Origin of the sequence: Alkalicoccus daliensis, assembly GCF_900103955.1 — a bacterium.
GTDB lineage: Bacteria > Bacillota > Bacilli > Bacillales > Salisediminibacteriaceae > Alkalicoccus > Alkalicoccus daliensis.
Genome location: NZ_FNIL01000011.1, coordinates 65,656 through 88,823, shown reverse-complemented (window position 1 = coordinate 88,823; position 23,168 = coordinate 65,656). Strand labels below are relative to the sequence as shown.

At 44.1% G+C, this 23,168-nt stretch carries 22 protein-coding genes and 1 riboswitch; of the genes, 14 read left to right on the top strand and 8 right to left on the bottom strand.

Annotation, left to right across the window (positions count from 1 at the left end):
* Positions 1–202: 202 nt before the first annotated feature.
* Positions 203–1,051 (top strand): PepSY domain-containing protein, encoded by an 849-nt coding sequence (locus BLP92_RS14660; protein WP_175444316.1) that lies wholly within the window; start codon positions 203–205, stop codon positions 1,049–1,051.
* Between the two features lie 168 nt (positions 1,052–1,219).
* Positions 1,220–1,930, top strand: coding sequence for a PepSY domain-containing protein (locus BLP92_RS14655; RefSeq protein WP_090843697.1), 711 nt, complete (start codon positions 1,220–1,222; stop codon positions 1,928–1,930).
* A gap of 70 nt (positions 1,931–2,000) precedes the next feature.
* On the opposite strand, the gene BLP92_RS14650 is transcribed toward BLP92_RS14655, so the two are convergent.
* Genes BLP92_RS14650 through BLP92_RS14640 form a run of 3 tightly spaced genes read right to left on the bottom strand, consistent with a single transcriptional unit; the run spans position 2,001 to position 3,363 of the window.
* Positions 2,001–2,357 (bottom strand): globin family protein, encoded by a 357-nt coding sequence (locus BLP92_RS14650; protein ID WP_244516869.1) that lies wholly within the window; start codon positions 2,355–2,357, stop codon positions 2,001–2,003.
* Positions 2,354–2,659 (bottom strand): antibiotic biosynthesis monooxygenase family protein, encoded by a 306-nt coding sequence (locus BLP92_RS14645; protein WP_090843696.1) that lies wholly within the window; start codon positions 2,657–2,659, stop codon positions 2,354–2,356. The genes BLP92_RS14650 and BLP92_RS14645 overlap by 4 nt, the downstream gene beginning before the upstream one ends.
* A complete protein-coding gene (locus tag BLP92_RS14640) occupies positions 2,659–3,363 on the bottom strand; it encodes an L-2-amino-thiazoline-4-carboxylic acid hydrolase (RefSeq protein WP_090843695.1) in 705 nt (234 codons plus the stop codon). Before BLP92_RS14640 ends, BLP92_RS14645 begins: the two co-directional genes overlap by 1 nt.
* Before the next feature lie 367 nt (positions 3,364–3,730).
* Here BLP92_RS14640 and murB point away from each other — a divergent pair, with 367 nt between their 5' ends.
* Positions 3,731–4,657 (top strand): UDP-N-acetylmuramate dehydrogenase, encoded by a 927-nt coding sequence (gene murB / locus BLP92_RS14635; RefSeq protein WP_090843694.1) that lies wholly within the window; start codon positions 3,731–3,733, stop codon positions 4,655–4,657.
* A gap of 494 nt (positions 4,658–5,151) precedes the next feature.
* Here the strand turns inward: murB and crcB are convergent, their stop codons facing one another.
* On the bottom strand, positions 5,152–5,529 hold the full coding sequence (gene crcB, locus BLP92_RS14630) for a fluoride efflux transporter CrcB (protein WP_090843693.1): 378 nt from the start codon (positions 5,527–5,529) through the stop codon (positions 5,152–5,154).
* Positions 5,526–5,924, bottom strand: coding sequence for a fluoride efflux transporter FluC (locus BLP92_RS14625; RefSeq protein WP_090843692.1), 399 nt, complete (start codon positions 5,922–5,924; stop codon positions 5,526–5,528). The genes crcB and BLP92_RS14625 overlap by 4 nt, the downstream gene beginning before the upstream one ends.
* 136 nt (positions 5,925–6,060) lie before the next feature.
* Positions 6,061–6,230: riboswitch (M-box (ykoK) riboswitch) on the top strand.
* A 268-nt stretch (positions 6,231–6,498) separates the two neighbouring features.
* Between BLP92_RS14625 and mgtE the strand changes: the two genes are divergently transcribed.
* The 3 genes from mgtE (at position 6,499) to arsA (ending at position 10,700) form a co-directional block, all read left to right on the top strand.
* On the top strand, positions 6,499–7,866 hold the full coding sequence (gene mgtE / locus BLP92_RS14620; protein WP_090843691.1) for a magnesium transporter: 1,368 nt from the start codon (positions 6,499–6,501) through the stop codon (positions 7,864–7,866).
* Between the two features lie 698 nt (positions 7,867–8,564).
* Positions 8,565–8,921 (top strand): arsenite efflux transporter metallochaperone ArsD, encoded by a 357-nt coding sequence (gene arsD / locus BLP92_RS14615; RefSeq protein ID WP_090843690.1) that lies wholly within the window; start codon positions 8,565–8,567, stop codon positions 8,919–8,921.
* An 18-nt stretch (positions 8,922–8,939) separates the two neighbouring features.
* Positions 8,940–10,700: an arsenical pump-driving ATPase gene (gene arsA / locus BLP92_RS14610; protein ID WP_090843689.1), complete on the top strand. Its 1,761-nt coding sequence runs from the start codon at positions 8,940–8,942 to the stop codon at positions 10,698–10,700.
* A 272-nt stretch (positions 10,701–10,972) separates the two neighbouring features.
* Here the strand turns inward: arsA and BLP92_RS14605 are convergent, their stop codons facing one another.
* The gene (locus BLP92_RS14605; protein WP_090843688.1) at positions 10,973–11,473 is read right to left on the bottom strand and encodes a GNAT family N-acetyltransferase; all 501 of its coding nucleotides are present in this window, start codon (positions 11,471–11,473) and stop codon (positions 10,973–10,975) included.
* 143 nt (positions 11,474–11,616) lie between these two features.
* Positions 11,617–12,087, bottom strand: coding sequence for a metal-dependent hydrolase (locus tag BLP92_RS14600; RefSeq protein ID WP_175444315.1), 471 nt, complete (start codon positions 12,085–12,087; stop codon positions 11,617–11,619).
* Between the two features lie 634 nt (positions 12,088–12,721).
* Here BLP92_RS14600 and BLP92_RS14595 point away from each other — a divergent pair.
* From BLP92_RS14595 to BLP92_RS14555, 8 genes are all read left to right on the top strand, one after another.
* On the top strand, positions 12,722–13,942 hold the full coding sequence (locus BLP92_RS14595; RefSeq protein WP_090843686.1) for an MFS transporter: 1,221 nt from the start codon (positions 12,722–12,724) through the stop codon (positions 13,940–13,942).
* A gap of 552 nt (positions 13,943–14,494) precedes the next feature.
* Positions 14,495–15,184 (top strand): thiaminase II, encoded by a 690-nt coding sequence (tenA, locus tag BLP92_RS14585; RefSeq protein ID WP_090843684.1) that lies wholly within the window; start codon positions 14,495–14,497, stop codon positions 15,182–15,184.
* A gap of 373 nt (positions 15,185–15,557) precedes the next feature.
* Complete coding sequence (locus tag BLP92_RS14580) at positions 15,558–16,592, top strand: LacI family DNA-binding transcriptional regulator (protein WP_090843683.1); 1,035 nt, start codon at positions 15,558–15,560, stop codon at positions 16,590–16,592.
* Positions 16,593–16,594: 2 nt separating this feature from the next.
* Positions 16,595–17,326, top strand: a complete 732-nt coding sequence (locus BLP92_RS14575; protein ID WP_090843682.1) for a ThuA domain-containing protein — start codon at positions 16,595–16,597, stop codon at positions 17,324–17,326.
* A gap of 1 nt (position 17,327) precedes the next feature.
* A complete protein-coding gene (locus BLP92_RS14570; RefSeq protein WP_425284450.1) occupies positions 17,328–18,350 on the top strand; it encodes a Gfo/Idh/MocA family protein in 1,023 nt (340 codons plus the stop codon).
* 15 nt (positions 18,351–18,365) lie between these two features.
* Positions 18,366–19,403: a Gfo/Idh/MocA family protein gene (locus BLP92_RS14565; RefSeq protein ID WP_090843680.1), complete on the top strand. Its 1,038-nt coding sequence runs from the start codon at positions 18,366–18,368 to the stop codon at positions 19,401–19,403.
* A gap of 18 nt (positions 19,404–19,421) precedes the next feature.
* Complete coding sequence (locus BLP92_RS14560) at positions 19,422–20,390, top strand: sugar phosphate isomerase/epimerase family protein (protein WP_090843679.1); 969 nt, start codon at positions 19,422–19,424, stop codon at positions 20,388–20,390.
* Positions 20,391–20,796: 406 nt separating this feature from the next.
* Positions 20,797–21,510, top strand: a complete 714-nt coding sequence (locus tag BLP92_RS14555; RefSeq protein ID WP_090843678.1) for a YwiC-like family protein — start codon at positions 20,797–20,799, stop codon at positions 21,508–21,510.
* A 43-nt stretch (positions 21,511–21,553) separates the two neighbouring features.
* Here the strand turns inward: BLP92_RS14555 and BLP92_RS14550 are convergent, their stop codons facing one another.
* Positions 21,554–22,690 (bottom strand): MFS transporter, encoded by a 1,137-nt coding sequence (locus BLP92_RS14550; RefSeq protein WP_090843677.1) that lies wholly within the window; start codon positions 22,688–22,690, stop codon positions 21,554–21,556.
* Between the last annotated feature and the right edge of the window lie 478 nt (positions 22,691–23,168).

Below are 23,168 nucleotides of genomic sequence, written 5' to 3'. Positions count from 1 at the left end.
TCTTCTGTCTGTCACAGCAGATTTACAACCTGTAATGGTCTATACAAGGAGCACTCGTTTTATAAAAAACGGGTGCTTTATTTTATTTCTTAGAAAACTTCATCTAATTCTCATCATTTTCTCATTTTAGGTTCATTCTCTTCTCATGAAGCATGGATATAGTGTAACTATCACCAAATATTACACACGAGGAGAGATAATCATGAAAAAAGCAATTTTAAGTATCGCAGCAGTAACAGTTATCGGAGGAACGTCAGCATATGCTCTTTCAGGAAACGATGCAGGAGTAAACACAGCAGAATTAAACAATGCAGCTGACACCGCTCAGTCAGAAAGTGAAACAGGTGCAGCTGATGCAGAAGAAACGGAAGAACAGATTTCAGAAGAAGAAGCAGTAGCAATCGCCAAAACAGTAGTGGACGGCACTTTGGATGAAGTAGAACTCGATACGGAAGACGGACTTCTTATCTATGAAGTAGAACTGGATTATCAGGGAGAAGATTATGATATTGATGTAGATGCCCACACTGGAGAAATCGTAAAAGTAGATGATGATCTGCTGGGAACTTCCGCAGAAGAGGAGATGAATGTATCTCTGCAGGAAGCAGAAGAAATTGCTTTAAGCGCATTTTCATCGGGGAAAATCGATGACCGCGAACTGGAAACAAAAAATGGACGATTCGTCTACGAACTTGAAGTTGAAATTCACGATGAAGACGGGGATGTATATGTGGACGCACAGACTGGGAAAATCCTTCACATTGAATCGGATTTGATGCCTTACACTAAGGAAGCTGGCTCGTCCACTGAAAATTCATTAAATGAAGCAGACAGCAGCCCGGAGAACCAAGAGGGAAATAAAGAGCAGATAACACCTGCAGAAGCGAAAGAAATCGCACTTGCACACATTGGAAACGGCTATGTGGATGATATTGAACTGGAACGTGAGAACGGCAGCTTAATGTATGAAGTAGAAATTGAAGGCAACGGGGATGATGTAGATGTTTACGTTGATGCCTACTCTGGAGAAGTAGTGCATGTTGATCACTAAAAATTAAAGGAAAGCTGGGGCATTCCAAAAATACTGGAATATCCCAGCTTTCATAAGTATCTGCAGCTGAATGAAAAAAGTAAAACGTTTTAAAAATTATTATCTTTTAAACGATTATGGTTTTAATGGAGTTAGATGCCGCGGTAAATTATGAAAAGAGGGGATTAGATGCGCAGCGGATGGCGAACAGGAATCGGCGCAATTATATTTGTAGTAATGATTGCTGCTCTGTACTTCTTTTTTCCAGATGAGCAGCAGGAAATCAATGCGCAGGAAGTAAGTGAAATGCTGGAAGTAAGATATCAGGGGAAAGTCGAAGCAGTTGCAGAAGAAGCAGGAGATTACCTTGTAGAAATGTCTACAGAGCAGGGAACATACGAAATAGTAGTATCCGGTGCTGGAGAAGTGGCATCCTTCCTTCAGACAGAAAGTAAATCAGGGGAAGAAGGAAACGAGAAGCCGCTCAAAGAAGAGGAAATATTATCAGTGGAGCAGATTAAATCTATGACTTCTGATACGGTGTCGGCAGAGGCAGAGATTACTAGTGTACAGAAGAAAGAGGAAGAAAACCGAACCTACTACAATGTTGAATTTATGCTCGGAAACCAGGAGGGGAAGCTGGAAATAGATGCATATTCGGGCAGCGTAGACCTATATACACTGGAAGAGCAGAAGCCGCCGGAGCCTCTCTCTGAGCAGGAGGCCACAGCAATTGCAAAAGAACAGTTCAACGGTCAGCTAGATGATATAGATAAAGAAGAGAAAAATGGCCGCCCGGTTTATGAGATTGAACTGGAGAATGAAGCTTTGGATAAGGAAGCAGATATTATCATCGATGCTTACAGCGGTGAAGTGATTTCTGTAGAAATAGATAATTAGTAAGCGGCGCAGCTTTCAGCAGGCTGTCTGCGGCTGATAACACAAAAAGCAAGCAGACAGGATACTCCCTTCAGCTTGCTTCCTCAGTTTCCAATGATTCTATAGCGCGCTGCAGATAGTAGCGCCAGGTTTCGCTTTTTTCACTTTCCTCTGCAGCCAGCGCTTCCTGTATATATCGGAAATTATCCGTCAGGTGTTTTGTTTTCATTCCGTAGCGCTGGAGGATTTCATTCAGCCATTTGGCATAATCAATGAACATATTGGCATCCCGGATGGTGAAAGCAGCAGAAAGCTGATTCAGGTGATGTTCATTGTCCTCACGGCACCGTTCCACGCCTTTTTCTCCGTACTTTTCCATCAGTGCAGGATCTGCTGCATAAATTTTTTCCGTCACCTGTGAAATAATCTCTTCTTTCCGCAGTGTCATCTTGCCACCACTTTATGTTGAGACACTTTTGGAATAATCGAAGCAAGATCCTGATCCGGATATTTTTTCTCCAGTTCATGAATTCTCTTGAAGTCCTCACCGCGGACCCAGGCCAGGTAATTGTCCTTCGTATCAAATAACAGCTGTACTGTAATTTCTCCCGGGCGCTTCTCATTCTGCAGCAGAAAAAAGTCTACGAAGCCGGTCGCTTCGTCTACACTGTGAGAGCGGTTCTGATAAATGCTGATTACTTCTTCGGATTTTTCGGGTGGAACATCAAATGTGGAAAACACTGTGTACATTAATCATTTCTCTCCTTTTCGGGCATCTTAAAGCGGAAGTGGCACTGACCTTCTTTTAATACATATTCATCATGTTCTACTTCAAAGTCCTGATTATATCCAGCTGCAATTGCAGGATCTATCATCTGGCAGTACAAAATCCCATATTCTCCAGTTCCGTCATCTGCCCATTGCTGACCAAAAGGACATTTTGTAAAGGTCTGCTCAATTTCATTTTCATGAAAAATCGTTTCCACTTCAAATAACTCACTTCGTTCCATATCGTAGCTGGAAAGGTAGTGTTCCATCGAATTAGTGTAGCCTTTGATTTCAGCCCGTCCGGCAATTCCCCTGCCTCGGCTTTCCCCAAAAGTGCGGACGCCTTCCCGGACAGCGTCTTTTCCTTTTTCACCAAAAGTATCCACAAAAGGTTTTGCAATTTCTGCGAATAATTTGGCCATCAGCGCGTAAATGGTATGCTGCGAGGTCAGGCTTTCTGAAGCTGTCACCTCCGGGGCGAGGTATTTATTAAGAATATGATGTTCTTCTTCACGGGTCGCCTGCTCCGCAATTGCCTTAACTTTCTCCTGTCCAAAAGCATCTATTCCCTGCTGTACAAACTGGGAAGCTGATGCAGGAAATGCTTCATGCACAGCTTTATCTACATGTGTAATTAATTTTGCGGTAATCGCAAACATCGAATATGGCTTTAAAGAATTCGTCATTAGGCCGCTCCTCCTTCAGGTGCTCTCTTTGAAAATCGTATCACATTTCTAAAGAGAACTACAGACGTAAGCCTGCTGTACCTGTTGGATGAAAGAGGAAAAGAAACCGGAAGGAATTATTTCGAATTAGTTTCCTTCTCCTATATGCAAACACGTTGGATTTGTTTAGAATAGAAGGGATGCAGATAAAATATCATCTGTCAGAACATACGTTTGAAGACAGATTACTATTATTGCAGAGCCGTTTTTACATAACGGAAGATTTTCAAAACTTGACTTTTTACAGGCAGCTACAAAATATACAGCTTCCAGCAGAGAAGCTTTTCTGAATGCTTAATATAATATAAAGATAATGAGGGAGTTAAAAATGAAAATACAGGAATTATATGAAAAACTGGTAAGTGTTTTCGGTACTGGAATTGTGAAAAAAGATGAACCTATGAGCAGGCACACGCTTACAAAAATGGGTGGAAATGCGGATGTGTTTGTTACCCCTGAAACATATGAACAGGTAGCAGAAATCTTAGAGGTACAGCGGGAATATGATGTTCCATGTATGCTGCTTGGCAATGGATCGAATCTAATTGTAAGAGACGGAGGAATCCGCGGTCTTGTGATGCATTTTAAACATCTATCATCTGTGACTGTCGAGGGGACACAAGTGACCGCACAGGGAGGAGCAGATATAAAAGAAGCTTCCCGTGCAGCGTTGGACTACGAACTGACTGGACTGGAGTTTGCCTGCGGGATCCCCGGCACAATCGGCGGAGCTATGGTAATGAATGCAGGTGCATACGGCGGGGAAGTGAAAGATGTGATCGATCACGTAATTGCTGCCACGCCGGAGGGGAATATTATTACTTTACAAAAGGAAGAGCTGGAACTGGATTATCGGAAAAGCATCATCGCGAAGAAAAACTACATTGTTTTGGAAGCGGTGTTTCAGCTGGTGGAAGGGGAGCGGTCTGCTATTAAAGAGAAGATGGAAGATCTTACATTCCAGCGTGAATCAAAGCAGCCGCTGGAATATCCTTCTGTAGGAAGCGTGTTCAAACGTCCTCCAGGTTATTTCGCAGGAAAGCTGATTCAGGACAGCGGCCTCCAGGGAAAAGGGTACGGAGATGCTGAAGTCTCTACGAAACATGCAGGATTTATTGTAAATAAAGGAAAAGCCACTGCCACTGATTATCTGCGGACAATTGAGATGGTACAGAAAACAGTGAAAGATAATTTCGGAGTAGATCTTGAATTGGAAGCAAAAGTAGTAGGGGAAGCAGCCAAAGAAGTTCGATAAAAACAGCAGGCTTCTGTAAATAACAGAAGCCTGCCGAACGGTCTTCAGCTATATGCAATGCCTGCCGGTTAGAACAATATAAGAAGAGCATGGGTCCGCGCAGCCACTTCCATCTCGGAAAAAGCATACGAGATGGATGCCAATCCCTGGCTGGCTTCCCTCATGCTTGGAGAAAATGTCCAGAAAAATCGTTTGGACATTCTCTCACAGACTGCGCTTTACTCCCGCTGTCCCCGCTGGTCATTATGAAGAAAAGTGATCTCCGGAGAAAAAGTGTTCGTAGCTCTCCGGTTTCGTATAAAAACCATTGCCTCCCTTAATTATGCTGCAGTCGCAGAAGGGCGACTCCTGGAGGATTTGAACGATTCGAAGATCCACCTGCCAGAGGCAGGTTAGCTGAGAGAGTTCCCTCCGGAAAGCGACCCTTCGGAGACAAAAGCATAGTAGTGAATACTTATACAAAAAAGTACTTTTTCAACAGCCTGCCCGGAGATTCAGCTGAAAAGAATAAAACCGAAAATGAACGCCGCGAGTGAGCCGATAATGCTTAAACTCACATACCACAGGAAAAACATCCATTTTTTCTGCTGGAAAAGCGTAACTGCTTCAACAGAAAAAGTAGAAAAAGTAGTGAAGGCCCCAAAAAATCCGGTTCCTATTGTTATCAGCCATGGATCACTATAGATATCCAATGGGACAGTTCCTGCGCGTAAGCTGAGAAATATGCCAAGACCGAAAGAGCCTAGGATGTTAACGAGGAGCATCGGTAAAGGCTTTTTATCTGCAGGAAACCTTTTAGATAGGAAGAGACCCGCCAGGTAACGGGAGACAGCACCCGCAGCGCCGGAGAAGAGGATAAATAAAATACTCATGATCCAGCCCTCCTTTTCGCCTGGTACTTTGTAAAAAAAGTACCTGATGCTATGCCAATAAGCGCAGCAGCCAGTCCACCAAAGATAGACACCGCCAGATAAAAGAGCGGTGCATAAGGATCGGCGGCAGACAATAGAACAGTGTCGGAAGCAAGGGTCGACATCGTAGTAAATCCGCCGCAGAAGCCTACGCCTGCTCCTGCTGTTACCCAGGATGGCATCGGTTTGGCAGCAAGCCAGGCGGTAAGAAATCCAAGAAGGAAGCTGCCGGATATATTGACGATCAAAGTTCCGAACGGATAGCCTGCAGGAAGTGTCCAGAGGTTGATGCCATATCGCAGGAATGTTCCGGCTGCACCTCCCAGGGCGACTGCGGTAATATTTTTCAGAAGCATACTTCTGCAGCTCCTTTCTAAGTAAGTATATGTACGAAAATAAACACCAGATTATTTTAACACGGGCGTGAGAGAAAAAGAAAATGCCATATTGACTTCGAATTTCTTCCTGTGATACAGTTTGCAGGGAACTAATTGCATATCTCGTTAGGTGAGGCTCCTGTGCAGGAGATACGCTGCTGCCCAAAAACGTCCAAAGACGCCAATGGGTCAACAGGAACTATCGACATAAGGTAGTTTTTAATGTAGCTGGATAAATGAATCCTATGCCGCACAGTGCTAAAGCTCTACGAATAGAGACACGTGCAGGTGTAATTGTACGCTTTAAAAAGAGTGCTGACAGCACCCTCTATTTGTAGAGGGTGCTTTTCTATTACCTGAAAAGAATCAGCAGCAAAAGCGCTTTAAAAAAAATTCAGCTGCAGGGATTAGTTTTAACAAATTTATGTTTCAGAAAGGTGGTGGGGACAAGTGGACCCTGATTCAACTTATTGCAGTATACGTTTATTATCCAATCAAGTATGGAAAACGTCCCCGCCACGGGCCGTTTTCCGATAACCGGGAGGCGGAGAATATGGTAAAGCTGAATAACTATACACGAGAAGAATATAAAAAATATATTATTCAACAGATTGATTCAGAAGATACGTTAACAACCCATGCTACTATTATGGATCTCCATCCGACAGACAGGGCGGAAATTTATAAAGAATTATCGGATAAGCAGCGGATGTTTATTCATACGGCACTTGCCCCAAAGGAAATGGCAGACATCTTTGAACAGCTCGATGCAAAAGACCAGGAATTTTTCATGGAAGAAGTAGATGAGCGGTACGCAGCCAATATGTTCGATGACATGTATGCGGATGATGCAGCCGATTTCCTGGCTGAAATGGATGACACGAAAGCAACAGAGATTCTCAGCATCATGCAGGAAGAAGAGGCAGAGGAAATCCGGGAGCTTATGTCCTATGAGGAAGAAACTGCCGGAGCAATAATGACGAAGGAATTTATTCTGCTTCGTGAAAAAGAGGCAGTTAGTGAAGTAATGGAGCGGTTAAGAAAAGAAGCACCGGATGCAGAAACAATTTATTACCTTTATGTAGCTGATGAAGAAGATAAATTGGCAGGAGTAGTATCCTTGAGAGATCTTATTACTGCAGATCCCTCTGACCTTGTTGAAAAAGCAATGAGTACACGTGTAGTTTCTGTAGAAGCAGATGAGGATCAGGAAAATGTGGCAAGACTGATTAAAAAATATGATTTTTTAGCGGTGCCGGTAGTAACCCAGCAGAACACGCTGGTCGGTATTATTACAGTAGATGATATTCTGGATGTTGTAGATGAGGAGACGGAAGAAGACTTCGGAGAAATTTCCGGTACGCGCGGATCGATGGATGCGAACCTATCTTCTTTTTCGGCAGCAAAAAAGAGAGCTCCGTGGATCGTAATGCTGATGTTTCTTGGACTGATCACTGCGAATGTGATCGGGCAGTTTGAAGAAACGCTGGAAGCTGTAGTATTGCTTGCAGTTTTTATCCCGCTGATTATGGATTCTGCAGGAAATACGGGCACCCAGGCACTTGCAGTAACAGTGCGCGGACTTGCAGTAGGTACGCTCGATCGTAAAGGGATTACAAGTATGGTAAGAAGAGAGTTTGGCACAGGGATTTTTCTCGGTATATTTTGTGCAGTCACACTTTTACTTCTGATTCCCATTGTGTACGAAAACTTTATGATTGCAGTGATTGTAAGTGTGTCTTTATTCCTGACGTTAAGTGTTTCCACAGTTACAGGAGCAACGATCCCGTTAATTATTCATAAATTGAAAATTGACCCGGCAGTCGCATCCGGCCCGTTTATCACTACGTTAAATGATGTGATCGGCCTGCTGATCTATTTTTCAATTGCGACTTCCCTGCTGCAGTATCTGCCGCAGTAAAATATTCAGAAGAAAGCTGTCTCCAGTGCGGAGGCGGCTTTTTTTCTGAGTGTTTATAAAGTGAGAAGTATTGTATATTTACAACTTTCTATGAATTGGGTTTTCCTTCGCTTCCAGGCAGAGCAATGCACTCTCTAAAAAAGATTTTTGCTTCATTCATCCCGGACGCCAGAGAGGGACAGCGGAAGGATTTTTCAACTATAACCAAATAACTTCAGCTGTTCAAACCTTTACTCAAGGCTTTTTGAGCATAAGAACGACTGGAAATTAATAACTATAAAAATAAATTCACTTTTTTTACGTAAAAGCCCGAGGCTTTAACAGAGACACTCATGCAAAATTTTTGCACCATGAAGTATGAAAATTAATACTGCTGTGTAACGAAGGAGAGGAGACCCAAAGGATGAGCGCAGTTGGAGAATCCATTTTGGCGGACGTTCTTTTCGCCAAAATTAGTCGAGAACAAGCCCTTGGGTAAGCCGCTCCGAAAGTGAAACAGTAGTATTACTTCTTTTTAACAAAACTTTTATTTTCAAGGTAGCTTACTTAATAAATACTCTGAGAAAATCAATTTCTAAATAATGATAAGCAAAAGAGGATATTTTTAAAACATAGCATCAGGTTAATTGCGTAAAGAGGTGGAAGGGGGTATGATGAGTATATAATCAAACGTTTATATAAGAGGAGGACATAATAAAATGAAAACACACATTGAAATTTTTGATCCAGCGCTGTGCTGTTCTACAGGAGTCTGCGGACCGGACGTGGACCCGGCCTTAACGCGCATGGCGAAGCTTCACACTGATTTGCAGAAGCAGGGGTATGAGGTTTCGAGATATAACCTGGCGCAGGAGCCGCAGCCGTTTGTCGAAAACAAATTAGTAAACGATTTACTCCATGCAGAAGGCCCGGAAGCTCTTCCAGCTGTGCTGGTAGACGGTGAGCTGAAAAAACATGGGGAATATCCTACACTTTCTGAACTCGCAGCGTGGCTGAACGTAGCAGAAGAAAAGTTAAAACCGGTCCAGCCGAAGAAGCAAATTAATCTACTTTAGGAAGGCAGTGGAAAGAGCATGAACTCCTTTACCCTTGCAGAAGTGTATACCAAGTATTTATTTTTCACAGGAAAAGGCGGTGTAGGTAAAACTTCCACAGCTGCTTCGATCGCTGTGAATTTAGCTGAAACAGGAAGAAAAGTATTGATTGTCAGTACCGATCCAGCTTCCAATTTACAGGACGTCTTTGAAACCACTCTCTCCAATGATGTGGGACCTGTTCCTTCCGTTCCTAACCTTTTTGCCGCAAATCTGGATCCGGAAGAAGCTGCCAGAAAGTATAAAGAGCGGGTGATCGGTCCTTACCGGAGTATGCTGCCGCAGTCGGCAGTAGATACGATGGAAGAGCAAATGTCTGGTGCCTGTACGGTCGAAGTTGCTGCTTTTGATGAATTTACTCAGCTGCTTACTGACGAAGAGAAAACCCGTGAGTTTGACCATGTTATTTTCGATACGGCTCCCACCGGGCATACACTTCGGCTGCTGCAGCTCCCGCAGGCCTGGAGCACATTTTTGGATGAAAATGTACACGGTGCTTCCTGTCTTGGTCCGGTATCGGGGCTTACTTCGAAAAGAGAACAATATAAAAAAGCAGTAGCGGCGCTGGCTGATGTGCAGCAGACCCAGCTTTTCCTTGTTGCCAGACCCGATATTTCTTCCATTCGTGAAGCAGTAAGAGCAGGCAATGAGCTTGCCAGCCTGGAAATTACGAATCAGCATTTTATTATTAATGGTGTCTTTCAAAGGCAGTCAGAAGATCAGGCAGCGAAGGTTTTTGAAGCAAAGCAGCAAAAAGCATTCGCGCAGCTTCCTGCAGAAACAAAACTCAGCAGTATTCCTCTGATGCCGTTTAATCTTACCGGTATAGAAGCACTGCGCCGGTTTTTGGAGAATAATCATCATGAAGAACTGCAGCAGACAGTTTACCCGGGCTTGGAAAAAGAACTGCCGGGTCTTGATACAGTAGTAGAAGACTTATTACAAAGACAAAGCGGAGTTTTCATGACAATGGGCAAAGGCGGAGTTGGGAAAACAACCATGGCTGCATCCGTAGCAGCTTCATTGGCGAGGCATGGAAAGAAAGTTCATTTAACTACGACAGATCCGGCGGCACATGTTGCAGATGCACTTGGTGATCATCTCCCGGAAACGCTGACAGTAAGCCGGATTGACCCGAAAAAAGAAGTGGAAGCATATAAACAGTACGTGCTCGAAAAAGCGGGAGAATCGCTGGAAGCGGAAGAACTCGCTTTTATGGAGGAAGACCTGGACTCCCCGTGTACGGAGGAAATTGCCGTATTTCAGGCTTTTGCGAAAGTAGTAGAAGAAGCGGAAGGATCCTATGTAGTGATTGACACCGCGCCTACCGGCCACACACTTCTGCTGCTGGATGCAGCGCAGTCCTATCATAAGGAAGTGCAGCGGGCCACGGGAGAAATCACATCGGCCGTAGAAAAACTGCTCCCGCGTTTAAGAGATCCCGGCCATACATTAATTGCACTTGTCACCCTTCCGGAAGCTACTCCTGTGTATGAGGCTTCCCGGCTGCAGGATGACCTCCGCCGGGCTGAGATTGCTCCCGCCTGGTGGCTGATTAATCAGAGTTTTGCAGCGTCCGGCACCAAAGATCCGTTACTTTTAAAGCGGGCAGAAGCAGAAAACCGCTGGATACACAAAGTTTCCCAGGGGGAAGATAAGCTTGCTGCAAAGACTGCGCTGATCCCGTGGGAGTATGAGGAATCAAAAGCTTCCCAGGGACTGGCACTCGTGGAAAAATAAATATCGCAATATATTGAGGAAGCTGTGGTCCTGCTTAGACAGCGCTGTTTCCTCTGGCCAGTTTGCAGCGATAAGGTACCTCTGAATTTGTTGGCAGTTTGACCTTCCAACTTACAGCAGAGGTATCTTTTTTAGTGAAGGGATGATCATCTGTTTAATTCCCACAGCAAAAAGCCCCCTCCGTTGTTTAAGCGGTTCAGGGACTGAATAGACCTAATACGAGGGATAAATTCCACTTGTGAAAATGATAAATGCGCTGATTTTCACAAGGATCACTCTTCAATAGTGACTAACTGATTTCTTTGGCTTTTCAAAAATTCCTGCCGGGTGAGCTGCCAGTAAATCATCTGCAGTTCTTCGGAACGGGGATGCATTGATACCTTTTCAAGCACTCGGATAGAGCTTTGATTATCATATCGGCAGTGGGCAGTTACACGGACTGTCTCTGTTCGATGAAAAGAATAATGCAGCAGACCTTCCAGTGCTTCTGTAGCAAAACCCTTTAAACGATAGTTCTTTCGAATCCCGTAGCCTATTTCAACAGTATTCTGTGTATCCGGTTCTCCTTTAAATCCGATGTCTCCAATTACCTCAGTGGAATCACGTAAGTATATAATCCATGGTCCCCATCCATACGCAGAGCTTTTCATCTTAAGTCTTTGGAGGTGGGCATCAAGGTGCGCAGGAAAATAATTTGCGTGGTGTAAATGAGGAAACAGGTCTACGGATAAAGCTTGAAGGGTCAGTCTGGAAGTGTGAATGACTAATCCCATTGCAATTTCTCCTTTCAACCTGATAAATAGCGTACCTTTCTTTCTTCCCTTAGGAATTCAGAGCTAAACACTTTCTCAGGAAAGCTTAACTCCCAAATAGAAAGGCTGCAGCTTTTTGAAGAGATTAAATGACTCAATCATTTTTAAACAAACAATAATGCCATAATGTAAAATAATATTCCTAAAAATATAAGGTGTTCCAGAAAGGAGCCTGTTTTATAAACAGGAATGCTGGTGCGTTTTTTCTCCACCGGATAGAAGAGGGGAATTCCTCCTCTGGAGAAAAGGTCGGCCAGAATATGAGAAGCTGCACCAAAGCACAGCGCTGCGAAAAAAGGCTGATCCAGGGTAAATACTAAATAAATAAGTAAAGCTAAAACAATGCCTGAATGGGTCATGCCACGGTGCCCAAAGAGCAGCTTGACCCAAAAAGCCAGCCCTCTGGAGCGTCTTCCAATCCAGGATTTCGTTTCATCTATATCGGGCAGCACCGCGCCAAGCATCAGGCCGCTCACTGCCGCAACGCCTATTTCATTGCTGAAAGGAAGGAGCTCATACTGATGCAGTAATAACGCACTGCCTGCAGCAACTGCAATATGTGTGTAGTACCTCAAGTGCGAACATCCTTTCGTATGCTGATAAGTTATATTAACATACTATTTATCTATACATAAAGAATAATTTCTAAAACAGGCAGCTTTTTTTAGCATCTGTTACCGTTCGCCGGTTTCCTCTGCGTTCTTACAGTTATAAAAAGAAGCAGCTGCCCTGAAAAGATGAGTATCATTGCTGCGTAACGACGAAGAAAACAAGCCCTTGGATAAGCCTCTCCGAAAATGAAGCAGTATTATTACTCCTTTTCAGCAAATATTTATTTTCAATGCAGCTTTTATTTAAAGTAAGTCTTTAATAAAAGTCTGGCCGTTGAAGATTACCTTTGTAATTACTTTGGCAGTGAAAACTGTTTGTATAAGGATATAAGGTGATAAGATAAATGAGTAAAATATAATAATATAATTTGTGATTCTGCATGAATTAATGTGCACAAGATGAAAAAACAAATTCAGAGAAAATATAAACAGCCTGTACAGATGAATGGAGAAGCTCCCTGCGGAAACATCCGTTTATAATGAGTATGCCGCTTCGATTCGAGTAAAAGATGAAACTGATTCAATAAAATCATTAAAAAACCGAACTGTTTCTGGGAACTGTATTTTTGTCAAAAGGCATGACTGGAGGGAGAGACTTATGGAAACACCGGTGCCAACTTTATTTAAAAACAGAGCCTTTCTGCTTGTCTGGATGTCCGGACTGAGTGTGATGCTCGGATTCTCCATGTTCTTTTTATCTGTCTCCTGGTTTATTGTAGACGTGATGGAACGTCCTGCAGTACTTGGAATAGTAATGATGTCAGTCTCCATTCCACGCGTAGTAATGATGATTTATGGAGGAATTCTCGCGGATAAAATAAAAAAATCGCTGATTATGTTTGTGACAAATTTTCTCCAGGTACTTGTCATGATCGCAATGATCACATTGTTCATAAACGACTGGCTGCAAGTAAGCTCCCTGATTATTATCGCTTTAGTTTTCGGTTTTTTGGATGCGTTCTTTTTCCCGGCAGTTTCCTCTATGATTCCGATTATTGTAAGAGATAATGAACTGCAGCGGGCGAATTCATTATTTCAGGGGTCCACGGAGATGATGTTTATAATCGGCCCTGTGGTGGCAGGCTTTCTGCTTACGGTCGGGGATTTCACGCTCACTTTTTCCGCAGCTGCTATCTTAATCGCGATTTCTACCGTGCTTGTTTTTCCGCCGTTTATTAAAGATCCTGTGCCGGCTAAGCGGACAGACGGTAAGTCAGCGCTGTATGATTTAAAAGAAGGATTAAACTATGTACGTCGTTCAGATCTGCACCGGACGGGTACCTTTACCATTGTCATCATCAATCTATTTATGATCGGTCCTATTATTATCAGCTTTCCTCTTCTTGTAAGTGCCCTGGGAGGAGGGCCGCTTGAATTGAGCTTACTGGAAGGAGGACTTGCCACCGGAACGTTTGCCGCAAGTGTGGTGCTGGCAGTATGGAACATTAAACTGCGGCGGGGCAGAATGGTATTGTTCTCACTTCTGGGCAGTTTCCTCCTCTTTTTTCTTTTTAGCCAGGCGGAAGTATTTACATTACTCGTCGTCCTTACAGCACTGACTGGTTTCCTGGCGATGTTCGTTTATTTACCTACCGTTACCATGGTGCAGGAAAAGACGGATAAAGATAAGCTCGGGCGGGTAATGAGTATCATTACGCTTGCTGCAAGTGGGTTTGAACCAATAGCTTTTGGATTGATTTCCTTTCTCGTAGCGGCAGCACTTCCCATTCAAACCGTACTGACATTTACTTCGGCAGCAGGATTAGTGTTAGGAATGCTCCTGATCTGGAAAAGCCCTGCTTTCCGGAAAATGGATTAATTTGTAAAAAATATGAAAGTATGGTTAGATAATAAAGATAGAAGAAGACTGTAAAGGCCTATATTCGTAGTGAAAAACAAACCGTATTTTAATATGGCACTGTTAATGCTCATTGTCGATAAGAGAAAACTTCGCTGCGGGATCTTCCCAGCTCGTTCTTCCGGAGGCGGTGTGAACTTTCACAGCCGAAAGCATCTGCGCAGCCGACCAAATGATCTTAAAGTCATCTTCACGTTCTTGGTGAAGATGACTGCTGGCCGAGGGGAGCAATGCTCACTCTCTAAACAGGCGTCCGCTGGTTTCCGCTCCGTTCTTCCCTTTGCGAAACAAAAGAAAGAGATTGTTTTTATTACTAGATTTTCTATCAATAAAATGAAGACAAGGCGATTTTCAAGACGCCTGCGGAAAAAGAAAGCGTGAAGATCATCCCGGACGAAAGGGAGGGATAGCTGAGGGATTTCTCCGCGGCAAGCGCAGAAAAAGGAGCCGCAGGCGTAATTTTTTTATATCAACATTACCAGAGACATTAATAAAATGAAAGGTGGTAATTTCATGCAGAAGTTTGCACAGCAGCTTCGTGAAAAAGCAGATCCTATCTGGAAAGCGAGTTTTCAGCACCCATTTATTCAGGAATTGCAGGAAGGCACACTGCCTGAAGAAAAAATGAAACATTATGTGCTGCAGGATGGCTACTACTTGTCACATTTCGCGCGGGTACAGTCACTTGCAGGTGCAAAAGCGGAGGATTTTATTACGGTGAACCGCATGGCTTTTCATGCCCAGGGATCCTATGAAGCAGAAATGGCGATGCATCAGAAGTTTACATCTATGCTGCATATTTCAGCAGACGAACAGGATGCCTTTGAAGCTGCGCCGACAGCACATGCGTACACCTCCCATTTATATCGCGCTGCCCATTTTGGAAGCACCGGTGTAATTATCGCCGCACTGCTGCCCTGCTACTGGCTTTATTATGAAATTGGAGAAAGGCTGCAGGGTGCTGAACCGAATCATCCGGTATACGAAGAATGGATAGCAGCATATGGGGGAGACTGGTTTAAAGAGCTGGTCGATGAGCAGATTGGCCGGCTGAATGCATATGCTTTACATGCCACAGAAGCAGAGAAAAAAATGATGGAGGAATACTTCATGATCAGCAGCCGCTATGAGCTCGGATTCTGGGAAATGGCTTACACATTGGAAACCTGGGACACGGCAGCTCCTTCTTCCTTCAGAAAATAAAATTAAATCAGTATAAGCAGAAATAAGCTGTCTTCAGGAGGAGCCTGAGGACAGCTTATTTTTATGTCTGCGAAGATAAATTAAGGATAATTTTTATCGTACATAAATCATTCTATGGATAAAACTGATGAAGTTAGTTTATCGGGAAGAAAGTTCTCTTTCCAGAATCAAATTGTATTTTCAGGTTAAAAAGCGAACTTGGAGCGCTGCAGGGTCTGCGTATTCCACTTCAGCAAAAAAAGAAGCAGGATTTATGAGAGGAAAATTACAGGAAGTCGTTGACAACGCTTTCAGCAGCTATTAAGATAACAGGTAGAGGCAAGGTGAACCGGTTCACCTAAGCTGTTTGAAAGTCGTACTAAAGGAGCTTGCTATGAAAAGACGAGCGACAATCCGGGACGTAGCAGAGCGTGCAGGAGTTTCTAAAACTACCGTATCCTATGTACTCAATGATGTAAAAAAAGTTTCTGCGGAAACAAAGCTCCGGGTAATGGAAGCAATGCAGGATCTTTCCTATGAACCGGACTTTACCGCAATCAGTTTAACGAAAAGAAAGTCGAACTTAATTGGAATTATCCTCCCGCTTGTTAACAAATCGATCGCTTCCATTATGGAAGAAAATACTTATTTCAATGAGATGATCAGTGCAATCGAACAGGTGGCCCGAGAGAATGGGTTCGATATTCTGCTTACTGGTTTAGCGGAACCGGCAGAGTACCGGACCTGGGTGCATAAGAGAAGACTGGATGGACTTTTATTTCTAGGGCTGTTTCCGGAGTCTATTTATTCAGAAATGCGCAGTATGGATGTTCCTGCTATTTTAATTGATACGTATGAAAAACATACAGGAAACTATCCTTCGGTAAATGTTGACGATGAAAAAGGCGGCTATCTTGCAGCTTCTCATTTACTGGAACTCGGTCACCAATCAGTCGGATTTCTCACTACAGGCCTTGAAAATCCTGTAGAATACTACCGCTACCAAGGTTATATCCGCGCTTACGGGGAGTGGGGCCTGCCGCCGCCGGATACAGTTCTCACAAAAAGTGCTCATAGTTTTCAAAGCGGCGCAGATGCAGCTGAAAAAGTATTGAACCAGTCTGGACTTACCGCTGTAATCTGCACCTCTGACATTACTGCACTTGGACTGATACGTGCATTACGGGAAGCAGGCAAGAAAGTCCCCGAAGATTTTTCTGTCACCGGCTTTGATGATATTCATTTAAGCCGCTACACAACTCCGTCGATTACTACCGTAAGACAGCATATACGCCAAAAAGGCAGCCGTGCAGCACTGAAGCTGCTTGCGGCAATGGAAGGAAAGCCGACCGAAGCAGAAGTTTTAAATGTAGAATTAGTGAAAAGAGAATCTACAGCACCTTATACACAAAATTCAAAGGAGAGATGAAGATGCATATTACTGTATGGAATGAAAACAGGCACGAGCAGACGAATCCCGAAGTAAGAGAACTTTATCCGGAAGGAATCCACGGGACAATCCAGAAGTTTTTACAGGAGGAATATGATTCTGTCGGCACAGCAACTTTGGATGAGCCGGAGCATGGCTTAACAGAAGAAGTGCTTGCAAAAACAGATGTCCTCGTCTGGTGGGGGCACCAGGCACATGAAGATGTGGCTGATGAAATTGTAGAAAAGGTACATGCGCGTGTGCTGGAAGGAATGGGGCTTGTTGTCCTTCATTCAGGTCACTTCTCAAAAATATTTAAAAAACTGATGGGTACAAGCTGTGATTTAAAATGGAGAGAAGCAGAAGAAACGGAGCGTCTGTGGGTAGTAGATCCAAGCCATCCGCTGACAGAAGGAATCGGAGAGTATATTGAAATTGAAAAAGAAGAAATGTACGGCGAGCATTTCGATATTCCAGCACCGGATGAGCTTGTGATGACGAGCTGGTTCGAAGGAGGAGAAGTGTTCCGCAGCCTCTGTACTTTTCACCGCGGAAACGGAAAAATTGTTTACTTCCGCCCAGGGCACGAAACTTATCCCACTTATTATCACAAAGACGTCCAGCGTGTCATTAAAAACGCAGCGAAATGGTCAGCAGCGGGAAGCCGTCCAAGACCCGTTTATGGCAACCATGATACACCGATAGAACCTATTTCACCGAAAGGGGATGCGTAAAATGATAAAGGTAGCAGTAATCGGCTGCGGCAGTATTGCAAGACACCGCCACTTACCGGAATATGCAGCTAATCAGGATGTGGAAATAGCAGCGGTATGCGACATCGTTCAGGAAAGAGCGGAGGAGCTCGGCAGTATTTATGATGCGATGGCGTATACGGATTATCAGGAAATGCTGGAAAGAGAAGAAATTGAAGCAGTCAGCGTATGCCTTCCAAATTATCTTCACGCGCCGGTGTCTATTGCTGCGCTGAAATCAGGAAAGCACGTACTTTGTGAAAAGCCAATGGCGACCTCCTCCGAAGAAGCAGAGGAAATGATTGAAACAGCCAAGAATGCACGCAAATGGCTGATGATTGCGCACAATCAGCGGTTTGTACCTTCACACCAAAAAGCACAGGAAATGATTGCAAATGGAGATCTTGGAAAAATTTACAGCTTCCGTACTGCTTTTGGGCATGGCGGCCCGGAAGGATGGAGTGCTGACGGGGCGGACAGCTGGTTCTTCAAGAAAGACGAAGCATTTATCGGCGCCATGGGAGATCTGGGGGTTCACAAAACAGACCTCCTCCGCTTTATTCTCGGGGAAGACTTTTCCAGTGTAGGCGCATTTATTGAAACAAGCGCGAAAGATCACAGTACTGTAGATGATACTGCAGTGTGCGTACTAAGAACCCAGAGCGGTATTATCGGCACACTCGCAGCCAGCTGGTCCTACAACGCAGGGGAAGATAACGCTACGGTTATTTTTGGGGAAAAAGCTACCCTTCGCCTGGAAGAAGATCCGGAAAACAATCTTATCATTCAATATCCGAATGGAGATAAAGCGAAGTTTGAACTTGGCGGGATCCAGACAAATGAGATTGGCAAGCAGACAAGTTCCGGTGTGATCGACTCATTTATTTCTTCATTGAAAGCCGATGAAGAACCGGTAATTCCAGGAGAAGAAGGAAAGAAATCGCTGGAAGTAATTCTTGCAGCGCTGGAAGCAAATGAAACAAAACGAATTGTTGAGATAAAGTAGGGAGGCACTTTACACATGAGCCGATTGAGAATAGGTATTATCGGGGCCGGCGGAATTGCGCAGGACCGGCATTTACCTGTGCTTCTGGAGCTGAAGAACCAGGCAGAAGTAACAGCGATATGTGATGTGAATATTAAAACTGCAGAGCAGGCAGCTGTTTCCTTTTCGCAGCCGTTCATTACTGCGGATTATCAGGAAGTATTCACACACACAGATGCAGTAATTATATGTACACCAAATAAATTCCATGCGGAAATTTCCATCGCTGCGCTGGAGGCAGGAGTACATGTGCTCTGTGAAAAGCCGATGGCAATGAATGCAGAAGAAGCAGAAGCAATGATTGCCGCAGCGAAAAAAGCAGACAGAAAACTTATGATTGCTTATCACTACCGTTCCATGAAAGAAGCACAGGCTGCAAAAAGGCTTATCGATGAAGAAGAAATCGGCATCCCGATGGTAGCAAGAGTGCAGGCAATGCGCCGCAGAAAAGTTCCCGGGTGGGGTGTGTTCACAAACAAAGAACTCCAGGGCGGAGGAAGCTTAATTGATTTCGGATGCCACTTTATGGACCTTTCTCTCTGGCTCCTGGGCAGTCCCAAGCCGGTTGAAGTGATGGGGAATACGTATAATACATTAAGCACGATGCCGAACCAGGTAAACCAGTGGGGAAAAGTAGATAACGAATCTTTTGAAGTAGATGACCATGTCACGGCGTATATCCGCTTTGATAATGGCGCAACGCTGCTGTTTGAAACTTCCTGGGCAGCAAATGTGAAAGAAGACAAAGAGCACGTTTCTATCTCCGGCGATACCGGCGGAGTGGATCTCTTCCCGCTGGAAGTCAATCAGGCAAAGCACGGACTGCTGATGGACAGCACGATGAACTGGGTGCCGGGAGGAGAAAATCCCGGGTTGTTCCAGATGCAGAATTTTATTGATGCCTGTAAAGGAGAAGCAGAATTAATCGTTCCTCCGGAAGAAGCGATGGAGGTCCAGAAAATTGTGGATGCTATCTATGAAAGTGCAGAGCAGGGACAAAGCGTACAAATTTAATCTGAGGAGGATGCAGATATGAAATCAGGAGTATTTACCGTATTATTTGCGGATAAATCGTTTGAAGAAATGCTTGATTATGTAAAAGCTGCCGGGCTGGAAGCAGTAGAAATCGGTACTGGAGGATATCCGGGCAATGCACACTGTGATATTGATGCCCTGCTCGAAGACGAGAGTCTCCGTCAGGAATACTTGAAGAAGGTACACGACAGAGGACTTATCATCAGTGCATTCAGCTGTCACGGCAATCCGATTGATCCGAACGAAGCTTTTGCAAAAGAGTCTGTAGAAGCCTTGGAGAAAACAATTAAACTGGCGAGCCTGATGGATGTTCCTGTAGTCAATGGATTTTCCGGTACAGCAGGAGACCATGACGGTGCGAAGCTGCCAAACTGGCCGGTTGCACCATGGCCAGCAGAGTACAGCGATATTCTGGAATGGCAGTGGGAAGAGAAGCTGATTCCTTGCTGGAAAAAAATCGGCAAGCTGGCAGAAGAGCATAATGTTAAAATCGGCATTGAACTGCACGGAGGTTTTCTAGTCCATTCTCCGCATACGATGCTGAGGCTGCGGGAAGCAACCTCTCCAGCAATCGGAGCGAACCTGGATCCGAGTCACCTCTGGTGGCAGGGAATTGATCCTGTCGCTGCAATAAAAATTCTTGGAAAAGCAGGAGCGCTTCATCATTTTCATGCGAAAGATACCTATCTTGATCAGGACAATATCAACATGCATGGCCTTTTGGACATGCAGCCATACAGTGAAGTACAGTCACGTGCCTGGTCGTTCCGTTCTGTCGGATGCGGTCACAGTATGCAGGAGTGGTCCGACATGATCAGCGCGCTGCGCACTTACGGCTATGATTATGTCGTAAGCATCGAACATGAAGATCCAATCATGTCGATCAACGAAGGCTTCCAGCGTGCAGTAGACAACGTGAACAGTGTGCTGATTCGTGAAGAGCCTGCAGAGATGTGGTGGGCGTAATTTAACTGAATGAAATAAGTAAAACCAGCTGTGATATTATTGCAGCTGGTTTTTCAGAATTTTTATAGAGTAGATAAGACTGTATTTTTTATGTTAAGGTTCTCCTCCGTTTCCCGGCGGGCTAGTCTTCAAATAATTTTTCCAATGGCAGGCGCGAACGTGGCTTCAGACTTCGCTTAAACTCCACAGCCGTCTCCGCCGTACACTGTGGAGAAAAGATAGTTTCTTTAATATCAAGGGTTTCAAACTTAAAGTGAAAAATCTGTACAAGTATGATAAATATCACAGAGCTTTCCGGATGAAGGTGGTATTATGAAAGCATCAGCCGGGCTCATAAACATATTGAATCCGGAAGCTGCGTATAATATTCCATGTGAAAACAATCACATTATTTGGAGGAGTTTGTATGTTTTCTTTTCATAAACCCCGTCAGCACGGAGCCTGGGCAATGCTTTTCATGCCGCTTTTCTTCAGCTACGCTGTTACCACCGTAGAATGGCTGCATGTTATTTTCCTTGCAGCATGGTTTATTGTTTTCCTTTTCAGCGAGCACTTTCTCTTCTGGCTGAAAAAGCCTGCAAAGAGAACTTCTTACCTGAACACCAGCCTGCTTCTGCTTTTGGGTGCAGGTCTCATGCTGCTGATCGTTTTTTTCTTCTATCCGGGAATTTTGCTCCTGTTTTTTGCGATGCTTCCGTTTTTAGGAGTGAGTATCTGGTTTACTATGTCTAAAAAGGAAAGGCATATTTTGAATGATATATCGGGCATAATTATTTTTTCTTTGGGAGGTATGGCGAGTGCTTATATCGGGAGCGGAAACTTTTACTGGATCAGCTTTTTTCTTCCACTTCTTTTTTTCGCAGGCAGTGCTTTCTATGTAAAGACGATGATCCGTGAAAAGAAAAGCAGCTTTTATCGAAACCTCTCTTTTGGCTATCACAGTATCATTGTGATGATACTTTTTCTCTGGCATCCCATCTTGGGGCTTGCCATGATCCCAAGCCTTGTCCGTGCACTGTTTTTATGGGGGAGGTCCATGACACCGAAAAAAGTTGGGATTCTGGAAATCATCAATACCATCTTTGCATTAATATGCTTCACTATTTACGTAACAACTTAAATAATGCATCTTTCAATGGAACAGAAACAGCAGCCCTCAATCATCAGGCTGCTGTTTTTAATGTGTCTTTTTTAAGGAAGTGCAGTACACTCAGGCTTATGAAAACGAAAGCTCCTGCAGTTAGAAATGGAAGGCCAAGCGTGTCTGTAATCAGGCCCGACCCTGCAGATCCGGTCACTACACCAAGTGAAAAGCATGCATAAAATAATCCGTATGCTCTGCCGCGGTCTGCTATGACAGAAGCAGAAGCCACCATTTGATTCATTGATGGAAAAATCATCGCAAAGCCGAAGCCGTAGATTACCATGGCTGCATATAACAGCGGCACAGCTTCCGCGGCACTGAGCACCATCATAGATCCTGCAATAAACAATAAACCTGTCTTTACAAGAAAGGGTGGGAGGTAACGTTCATAAATAAAATTAAGCGGGCTTACGAATACTATCAGTGCTGTGATCCCATAAATGCTGAGCAATATACCAGTCACAGAAGTAGAAAGATCAAAGGCTGCTGTTTTTAATGGCAAAGCAAAGGCAAGCACTCCATTACTCACCATTAAGGTAAATGCAGCGAGACAGGCCTGAAGCAGCTGGCGGCTTTTAAATAAAGCGGAAAAACTGCCGACTCGACCGCGCTTTGATACAGCTGTGGTATTTTTCACAAAGAAATAAGCAAGCAGAAAGCTGAAAGCGAATAATCCTGCAGTCAGATAAAAGACTGCCTGGTATTCTCCCTGCGAAGCAAGAATACCGCCGACTGCAGGTCCTGTAATTGCGGACAGTCCAATTGCAGCTCCGGCATAAGCCATTACTTTCCGGCTTCCTTCTGCACTTCGGTCTCCGATCAGTGCAAATGCAGCGGGAATCAAAATACCTCCGGCGAGCCCGTGTAAAAACCGGACGCCGAGCAGCTGCAGAGGCGTCTGGGCAAGGGGGTAAAGTAAAACTGTCCCTGTAACAAGCACCATCCCTGTAAGGAGCACCTGTCTTCTGCCTGCCCGGTCAATCCACATGCCGCCGGCAATGTTACCGGCAATGTTGGTAAATGAATACATAGATACGATAAGGCCGGCCATTGCTGCAGAAGCTCCGAGGCTCATGGCGAAGGGAGTCATCATAGGAAGCTGTATAAATGTATCAAGAAAAACAATTAATATAATGATATACATAAGCTTAGGCACAAAAAACACCTTCTAATTAAAGTAGTATCTAAAATATATCATAGAACATTCGTGGGGAAGACCGAGCCTGGTCTTTAAAAATGACTTTTTAAGCACACTTTTACAAAACTGCTTTGAAAAGAGTTTTTTTTATGAGAGTTACATCACACTGCTGCACTCTCAAAAAAGGGTTACCCGAGGGTGTGTTCTCGACTAATTTCAGCGAAAGAAAATAACGCCAAAATAAATTCCCGCGGTGTGCCTGTGAGTCCTCTCCTTCGATGCACAGCAGTATTAGTTTTCATCTTTCATGATGCAGTTTTTTTCTGAAAAAAAGTCTCAGTTAATGTGCATTATGGGTGCGATAAACTTTGGGCATAGAGGAAAAGGCTGAAAAAAAAGTAAACTTCATGACATTATTTATATGCATCCTGTGTGAACACAAGTTTTGTGAAAAGCCTCTAAAATCATTTCTTGAGGTCGGTATTCTTTCTAATAA

Excerpts from the sequence above, each read along its gene's own strand:
- BLP92_RS14575 (WP_090843682.1), top strand. The coding sequence starts at position 16,595 with ATGCATATTACTGTATGGAATGAAAACAGGCACGAGCAGACGAATCCC.
- arsA (WP_090843689.1), top strand. The coding sequence starts at position 8,940 with ATGAACTCCTTTACCCTTGCAGAAGTGTATACCAAGTATTTATTTTTC.
- mgtE (WP_090843691.1), top strand. The coding sequence starts at position 6,499 with ATGGTAAAGCTGAATAACTATACACGAGAAGAATATAAAAAATATATT.
- BLP92_RS14605 (WP_090843688.1), bottom strand. The coding sequence starts at position 11,473 with ATGGGATTAGTCATTCACACTTCCAGACTGACCCTTCAAGCTTTATCC.
- tenA (WP_090843684.1), top strand. The coding sequence starts at position 14,495 with ATGCAGAAGTTTGCACAGCAGCTTCGTGAAAAAGCAGATCCTATCTGG.
- BLP92_RS14645 (WP_090843696.1), bottom strand. The coding sequence starts at position 2,659 with ATGTACACAGTGTTTTCCACATTTGATGTTCCACCCGAAAAATCCGAA.
- BLP92_RS14625 (WP_090843692.1), bottom strand. The coding sequence starts at position 5,924 with ATGCTTCTGAAAAATATTACCGCAGTCGCCCTGGGAGGTGCAGCCGGA.
- BLP92_RS14560 (WP_090843679.1), top strand. The coding sequence starts at position 19,422 with ATGAAATCAGGAGTATTTACCGTATTATTTGCGGATAAATCGTTTGAA.
- BLP92_RS14595 (WP_090843686.1), top strand. The coding sequence starts at position 12,722 with ATGGAAACACCGGTGCCAACTTTATTTAAAAACAGAGCCTTTCTGCTT.
- BLP92_RS14555 (WP_090843678.1), top strand. The coding sequence starts at position 20,797 with ATGTTTTCTTTTCATAAACCCCGTCAGCACGGAGCCTGGGCAATGCTT.
- BLP92_RS14640 (WP_090843695.1), bottom strand. The coding sequence starts at position 3,363 with ATGACGAATTCTTTAAAGCCATATTCGATGTTTGCGATTACCGCAAAA.
- murB (WP_090843694.1), top strand. The coding sequence starts at position 3,731 with ATGAAAATACAGGAATTATATGAAAAACTGGTAAGTGTTTTCGGTACT.
- crcB (WP_090843693.1), bottom strand. The coding sequence starts at position 5,529 with ATGAGTATTTTATTTATCCTCTTCTCCGGCGCTGCGGGTGCTGTCTCC.
- BLP92_RS14655 (WP_090843697.1), top strand. The coding sequence starts at position 1,220 with ATGCGCAGCGGATGGCGAACAGGAATCGGCGCAATTATATTTGTAGTA.
- BLP92_RS14565 (WP_090843680.1), top strand. The coding sequence starts at position 18,366 with ATGAGCCGATTGAGAATAGGTATTATCGGGGCCGGCGGAATTGCGCAG.
- BLP92_RS14580 (WP_090843683.1), top strand. The coding sequence starts at position 15,558 with ATGAAAAGACGAGCGACAATCCGGGACGTAGCAGAGCGTGCAGGAGTT.
- BLP92_RS14570 (WP_425284450.1), top strand. The coding sequence starts at position 17,328 with ATGATAAAGGTAGCAGTAATCGGCTGCGGCAGTATTGCAAGACACCGC.
- arsD (WP_090843690.1), top strand. The coding sequence starts at position 8,565 with ATGAAAACACACATTGAAATTTTTGATCCAGCGCTGTGCTGTTCTACA.
- BLP92_RS14660 (WP_175444316.1), top strand. The coding sequence starts at position 203 with ATGAAAAAAGCAATTTTAAGTATCGCAGCAGTAACAGTTATCGGAGGA.
- BLP92_RS14650 (WP_244516869.1), bottom strand. The coding sequence starts at position 2,357 with ATGACACTGCGGAAAGAAGAGATTATTTCACAGGTGACGGAAAAAATT.